The 6,301-nt window shown below is 41.5% G+C and carries 8 protein-coding genes; 5 read left to right on the forward strand and 3 right to left on the reverse strand.

The genetic code is table 11. The features are described 5' to 3' along the window. Window positions 1-3: 3 nt before the first annotated feature. Entirely contained in the window at window positions 4-1,005 is a 1,002-nt protein-coding gene (locus tag NT010_11695) for an electron transfer flavoprotein subunit alpha/FixB family protein (protein MCX5806705.1), read from the forward strand. Between the two features lie 110 nt (window positions 1,006-1,115). Here NT010_11695 and NT010_11700 read toward each other — a convergent pair whose 3' ends face one another. The 3 genes from NT010_11700 to NT010_11710 all read right to left on the reverse strand — a co-directional run bounded on the left by NT010_11700 (window position 1,116) and on the right by NT010_11710 (window position 2,620). Continuing rightward, window positions 1,116-1,907 (reverse strand): lytic murein transglycosylase, encoded by a 792-nt coding sequence (locus NT010_11700; protein ID MCX5806706.1) that lies wholly within the window; start codon window positions 1,905-1,907, stop codon window positions 1,116-1,118. A gap of 20 nt (window positions 1,908-1,927) precedes the next feature. Further along, on the reverse strand, window positions 1,928-2,275 hold the full coding sequence (locus NT010_11705) for a nucleotide pyrophosphohydrolase (protein ID MCX5806707.1): 348 nt from the start codon (window positions 2,273-2,275) through the stop codon (window positions 1,928-1,930). A 204-nt stretch (window positions 2,276-2,479) separates the two neighbouring features. Next, entirely contained in the window at window positions 2,480-2,620 is a 141-nt protein-coding gene (locus NT010_11710; protein MCX5806708.1) for a hypothetical protein, read from the reverse strand. Between the two features lie 983 nt (window positions 2,621-3,603). On the opposite strand from NT010_11710, the gene NT010_11715 reads away from it, so the two are divergent. The 4 genes from NT010_11715 to NT010_11730 all read left to right on the forward strand — a co-directional run bounded on the left by NT010_11715 (window position 3,604) and on the right by NT010_11730 (window position 6,268). After that, a complete protein-coding gene (locus NT010_11715) occupies window positions 3,604-3,957 on the forward strand; it encodes a hypothetical protein (GenBank protein MCX5806709.1) in 354 nt (117 codons plus the stop codon). A gap of 128 nt (window positions 3,958-4,085) precedes the next feature. Beyond that, a complete protein-coding gene (locus NT010_11720) occupies window positions 4,086-4,829 on the forward strand; it encodes a hypothetical protein (GenBank protein MCX5806710.1) in 744 nt (247 codons plus the stop codon). A gap of 221 nt (window positions 4,830-5,050) precedes the next feature. Beyond that, complete coding sequence (locus NT010_11725; GenBank protein ID MCX5806711.1) at window positions 5,051-5,902, forward strand: hypothetical protein; 852 nt, start codon at window positions 5,051-5,053, stop codon at window positions 5,900-5,902. A 123-nt stretch (window positions 5,903-6,025) separates the two neighbouring features. Further along, a complete protein-coding gene (locus NT010_11730) occupies window positions 6,026-6,268 on the forward strand; it encodes a hypothetical protein (GenBank protein ID MCX5806712.1) in 243 nt (80 codons plus the stop codon). Window positions 6,269-6,301 lie beyond the last annotated feature (33 nt).

The raw sequence follows: 6,301 nt of genomic DNA on the forward strand, positions 1-6,301 counted from the left end.
TAAATGGATAATTATAAAGGTGTTTTAGTTTTGGGTGAAACCACTGATGGGCAATTAGCGCCAGTCACAATAGAGCTCCTTGGAGTCGGAAGAAAGCTTGCCAATGAACTGGGCGAGGAATTAAGTATTCTGTTAATGGGAAGCAAAGCAGGAAGCTTGAGCAAGGATGCAATTGCCTATGGGGCAGACAATGTTTATACTGCCGAAGAAGGTATTCTTGATGCGTACAATTCTGATGCCTACACTCAGATAGCGGCTGGTCTTTGCAAGAAAGTACTTCCCTCGATTATGCTTTTCGGCCATACCGATATTGGTTGCGATATATCGCCGAGGCTTAACGGCCGTTTAGGAGGCGGGCTTTCTATGGAATGTTCGGCTTTAGCAATTGATCCGGCAACGAAATTGCTGGTGGCGACAAGACCTGTTTTTGGCGGTAATGCAATTGCAACAATGGTGTCAAAGGCTGCACGTCCTCAGATGGCCACTATGAGAGCAAAAGTAGTGCCGCCGGCAGAGCGCGATGATGCCCGGCAGGGCAAGGCCATCCCGGTGGAAGACAAGGTCGATCCTTCAGCGCTTAAAGTTAAGGTTGTCGAAAAGATAAAAGAAGAAGTTGAAGGTGTGAAACTGGAAGACGCTGAAGTCGTTATAGCCGGTGGACGCGGTATGGGCACTGCTGCCGACTTCGCGAAACTTCGTGAACTTGCAGATATTCTTGGAGGTGCTGTTGGCGGTACAAGGGTCGCATGTGACGAGGGCTGGGCTCCTGCGACACTCCAGATAGGACAGAGTGGAAAGGTAGTCAGTCCGAAATTGTACTTAGCAGTGGGTCTCTCCGGGGCAATGGCGCATATTGCGGGCTGCCTGGGATCAAAGTGTATCGTGGCAATAAATAAAGATAAAGAAGCTAATATTTTCAACGTAGCCAACTTCGGGATCGTCGGGGACTGGAAAGAGATATTACCTGCCATGACCGAAAAATTTAAGGAACTTAAAGCAAAATAATAAGAAAATTTGATATAACCTGGGGGATGGGGACTACAGCATGTCCCCATCCCCCATTTCTTTTAACCAGAGCGCTCGCTCATTTCAAATCTGTATCAATAGTGTACATTTTAACTCTTCTTGGAGACCTTGCTTGCTTTGGCGTAGGCAAGGACAGCTTTTACATAATTGTCGCAGTGGTTATAAGCCCAAACAGCTTTTTTATTTTTATCCGTGTTGCCCTTTACCCAGCCGTGTTCCTTAAGATAATTTGCAATGCTTGCCATTGCGTCATGGAAATTGAATAGATCAATTTCACCGTCCCCGTTGCCGTCAACGGCGTAAAGTAAGTATGAAGAAGGTATAAACTGGCAAAGGCCGAAGGCGCCTGCCCATGAGCCCTTGATTGAAAAGGGGTCTTTATTGTTGCCCTTACAAAGCATCAGGAGGTTTATCAATTCTCCTGTTGCCCATTCTGAACGACGGTTTTCATATACAGACATGGTAAGAAGGCTGTTGAATACGAGATAATTGCCCCTTGCATTTCCAAGATTGGTTTCTACCCTGTAAATAGCAACAAGCACCTCTTTTTCAACGCCGAATTGGTTCTCGATTTCCTTAAAGGCAGACATATGTTCTTTTAAAACCTTTTGGCCTCTCTTAACTGATTTTTTAGAAAGAAGACCGAATTTCCGGCTCATATAATTCAACCCCTTACCGCTTTTGTTTAACATCTCAGGGTATAGTTCTATACGTGAATCAGAAAAAATCTTGTGAATTTCGTCATCACTAAAACCGTTATCTTTTAGTTTTTGAGAGATGGCATCCTTTTTTAATGAAAAAACGGGGGGTATTTCTTCTGATGCGTATGAGTTGACAGTAACTAAAGCTATGAGGAGAGCAAATATTGTTAAATATTTCAAAATAACCCCCTCTGATTTTTTTAAAGGTCTCTATACTTTTTCATAGAGCCCTTTGCTTTTTCTATCGGGTATTTTCTGGCGTTCTCCTCTATCTTCTTTTTTACCGATTCGATAATGTCTATTTCGAGGTCGCCTGCCAGCATAACCAGATAATTGAATATATCGGCCAGTTCTTCAGCGATTTTATGCTTCTTTTCAGGGGTAAACTCCTCATTTTCATTCTGCCACTGGAAGTGTTCGAGAAGCTCGGCAGCCTCAATTGAGATTGATATGGCAAGATTTTTAGGTGAATGAAACTGTTCCCAGTCCCGCTCTTTGCGGAATTTAAGGAGCATTTCAGAGACTTTTTTAATACCGTCGTCTTTCACCGGCACCATTAATTTTTAATTTACATTATTTTGATATTTTGTCAAAGAAAATCATCATAATTGTTCATTGTTCTTTTGAATATTAGTTTCTTTTCGGGTTCTCTCTTGTTCGGGCAGCGGCATGTCGGGGATATTGATCTGCGGCGGTCTGCTTCGCCTTGCGATCCTCCGACGTACATTGAGTACGTCTGCGGCCTGCAAATCTCACAGCCCATCCACATCTGCAAAATCCCCGACATGCCGCTGCCCACTCAAACCGGATTCAGCATATGTGAATCCGGAATAAAGAAGGGGGCGAATTTCTTCATTTTCAATTCTATTCTCTACATTCCATCTGTTTTTCATTTTCAAATCCCTTTTTCCCTGCTCAATCAATAGATTCCTCGAAGCTCTGCTTCGGGGTAACCACATTCCCTCGCCCCTTGAGGGAGAGGGCAGGGTGAGGGGGGGAATAATCATGTTCCCCATTCCTCTGATACCTCGCAGCTCTGCTGCGGGGAGGTTCATTTGTTTTGGCTTGTTCAATCTTCCTAACAAACTTTCACGAAACTTTTTGATGACAATACCTTAAAATCCTATAAACAGGTTTTAAAAATGATATTGAGCAAAACATTGCCTGTATTGACTTAGCAGATATTTTAGAAATCCGTGAAACAGTTTCACGGATTTTCTTAGTAATGCCTTCAGGCCTCATCGCGTGTTTTCTCTACCTGCTCATTATTCAGTCTGTATCATAATATTTGACCTCCCGTGATACCTCTCAAAAAGTTAAATTATGTAGAACAGCCTCCATGTTTGATTTACGGGAATATTAATATTCTCCGACACTGTGTCGGAGAATATTAATTGGGAAGACGGTATACTGAGACGAACAAAAATTTATCAATGTTCGGGGTTCCTCATTACGGGCAGATTGAAAAGTGTAATGTTTGATAAATGTCTTGACATGTTATTGAAATAGCAGGACAATAGAAATAAAAAAGGGTGGGTGTTAGGGGGATAATTAAAACATTTTCTATCATTCTTTTGCAGCTCACATATAGGATGTAAACTACGATACAAGTACTGCCAAGAAACTTTTTGATCATACTAATGTTTCAACAACAATGATTTACACAAACATATTGAATAAAACGGAGCTTAGCGTTAAAAGGCCCTTGGATGGATAAGAGAGATTTTCAAGGCTGCCGTATATCCAGACTATTGAGGGGGATATATGGCGCCAATGAAGAAATATTGGGATATGTTGCAGTAGAGATGTATAGTTAATTGTTAGGGACAGATAGAACATGAACAAAGAACAACTTGACCTCCTCGAAAAGAAAGGTGTGGATACCGTTTTGCGTGAAATGGCGACGGGTCGCGTTCATGGAGATCCTGGCTCAAAAACACGGGATGAAGTCGAAAGCTGGCTACGCTCTAAGCAGGTTGCCGCTTTTGCCGACGCTTCTTCCAAACGAGATGCACGAGAAGAAGAAACCCTTGCAGTAGCGAAAGATGCCAATCTACTTGCTTCTGAGGCCAACTCATTTGCACGGGAGGCCAACACTATCGCCCGCGATGAAGCTGCTGCGGCTGCACGTTCCGCACGATGGGCAAAAATAGCAGCAATTGTAGCTGCGGTAGCGGCTATAGCGTCTACGATTACTGCTATCGTTATTGCATTGTTGAGCAAGAAATGAATCATAAAATACCCCCTAACGAGTGTGTGCAGCCAATCCACGCGAAGCGCGTCTGGCTGACGCCCGTGTTGGAACCAAAATAGAGCTACCGTGTGCAAGCATATTACACAGTCGGAAGGTGATAGTTCATGAACGAACGATATAAACAACTTAGGGTGCCATTGAAGTACGTTTTTCTTTTGTTCTTTGCAGCGTGGGTATGTGCGTGTAGTCCAAATGAGGATTTGGCCCAAAGGAATATTCAAAACGCCAAGAGAGCCGTATCAGACGACAAAATAGACGAGGCTAAAAACTTTCTGAAACTCGTTCCAAGAAATTCTAAGGTATGGAATACAGAAGGAAAAGCGCTCTCAGAAAGTATAGACAACCGCGATGCGACAAATATAAGAAAAGCTAAAGAGTCTCTTGCTTCTGGTAGGCTGGACGATGCCAAGAAGTATCTCAACATGGTAGATGTCAAATCGGAGGAATGGAAAAAGGAGGGGTTAACACTTTTTGGTCAAGTATGGGAAAAGGAGAAAAATTCCCCCGACAGAATCAGGAAGGAAAAGGAAGCGGCCAACTACGTCAAAAAGTTGAGCCAATCGCGCCATGGCGTTAAGTTCAATTGGGAGAGAAGTGGTTTTGGCACTGTAGCCATATTAACGTCAATAACAATTGAAAACACTTTAGACGAAACATGCAAAGACATTAATGGAATAATGTCATTCTTCGCGGCAAGTGGAACCAAATTGGGAACTTTGAATTTTACTATCTATGATATTGTATCTCCGCATTCAAAAAGGACATTTAAGGACATTAACGTAGGGATTATGCCTTCCCCGGTAGACCAAGTGAAAAGTGCGGCAATTGAAATCTTAGACTGCAAATGAAAACCTCCCTTGGATATAACCATAAAGAAAAGCTTTCAGAAGTAATACAAGTAAAAGACAGGGAAAACAAAGGGGTCTGCCCTTGACATTTGAATATATAATGCGACACAATGATTATATCTTTAATAATAACAATGTGTTGCCCAACAAGGCGGTGCAGCGAATCCGCAATAAGCGCGGCTCGCTGACCTTTGCGTTGGCAGCTAATTTAAAGGATAATTATGAATAACCCTGTGACTGACTTTATGGAAAAAACAAAAGGACTTACAAACAATCCTCTGGGAATAATTGGTCTTTTTGTTTCATCGATTTATGGAGTCGCTTGTTTAGTTTTAGGCACCGGCCTAAATAACTTACACGGCTCAGGAGAAAGACTGCCTTTAATTTGGTTTATCATTATTTTTCCATTTGTTGTTCTAGGTGTATTCACCTATTTAGTAATCTGTCATCATCAAAAACTTTACGCCCCTAAAGATTATAAAGACGAAAAAAATTTTGTTTCTACTTTTCTTAGAACCAAGGAAGTCGTATCCGATTTGGAAGAACTAAAAGTTCAATTAAAATCACTAAAAACGGAGGAAAACTCTGAGCAGCTAATTGCATCAATCAGCAAAATATTTAACGATATTGAGAAAATTAAAGAGAAATCTGAAAAGATACCAATCAATAATTTATGGTGGCTTAATCATTGGGGCAGTAATTATGCAAGCATAGTTGGTGACAAAATGATTTTTACCGGAACATCAGTACAAACACCACAGGGGACAGATGGTTCACATCTTGACTTGAACTATATACTGGAGATCGGCAAAACTTATGAAATATCCTGTTTTGCAAAATCTGACACTGGCACGACCGGAATGTTTCAACTTTGGTGTCATGACGACACAGGTGTAAAGCCTGATGGCGTGAATGTTTTGACTCCCTTTAAGACACCCTCAATAAAGGGAGAAAAAATTAAATTGAATTTCAAAGCTGACTATAACAAAAGCATAAGAATACATTTGCAATACACACCTGGACAAGGACGAATTGAAATTAGTGATGTTAGAATTTCAGAACTGAAGATATAGAAAAAACTGGAGACGCAGCAATATCCGTCAGGTGACCGAACGGGGAGATAGGTAACAGATTATTCTGGGGACATAGGTAACACTTTAGTATTAATTCATAGACACACAGATAAGGAGGTGTCTATGGGTTGGGAAGGAGTTACCATTATGAACCAGAGAGTAAGATTTATAGCAGAATATTTGAATGAGTATTTCCCTGTCAACGAATTATGCCTTCAATTCAATATAAGCAGGAAGACCGGCTACAAGGGAGAACATCGGGGTCAGATACTGTCATTAATGTCAAGCCCAAAACTCTCCTTTTTTAGTTTTTTTATCATACATCACGATATGGTACTTTACCCTTATATACAGCATGTGCGATAAGAAGCAATTTTCTCATTGCAGCAATAACGGCCA

The sequence above is a fragment of the Pseudomonadota bacterium genome, from assembly GCA_026388275.1.
Taxonomy (GTDB): Bacteria; Desulfobacterota; Syntrophorhabdia; order Syntrophorhabdales; family Syntrophorhabdaceae; genus JAPLKB01.

Coding starts and splice junctions, on each gene's coding strand:
- NT010_11725 (MCX5806711.1), top strand. CDS start 5,051: ATGAATAACCCTGTGACTGACTTTATGGAAAAAACAAAAGGACTTACA.
- NT010_11695 (MCX5806705.1), top strand. CDS start 4: ATGGATAATTATAAAGGTGTTTTAGTTTTGGGTGAAACCACTGATGGG.
- NT010_11710 (MCX5806708.1), bottom strand. CDS start 2,620: ATGAAAAACAGATGGAATGTAGAGAATAGAATTGAAAATGAAGAAATT.
- NT010_11720 (MCX5806710.1), top strand. CDS start 4,086: ATGAACGAACGATATAAACAACTTAGGGTGCCATTGAAGTACGTTTTT.
- NT010_11730 (MCX5806712.1), top strand. CDS start 6,026: ATGGGTTGGGAAGGAGTTACCATTATGAACCAGAGAGTAAGATTTATA.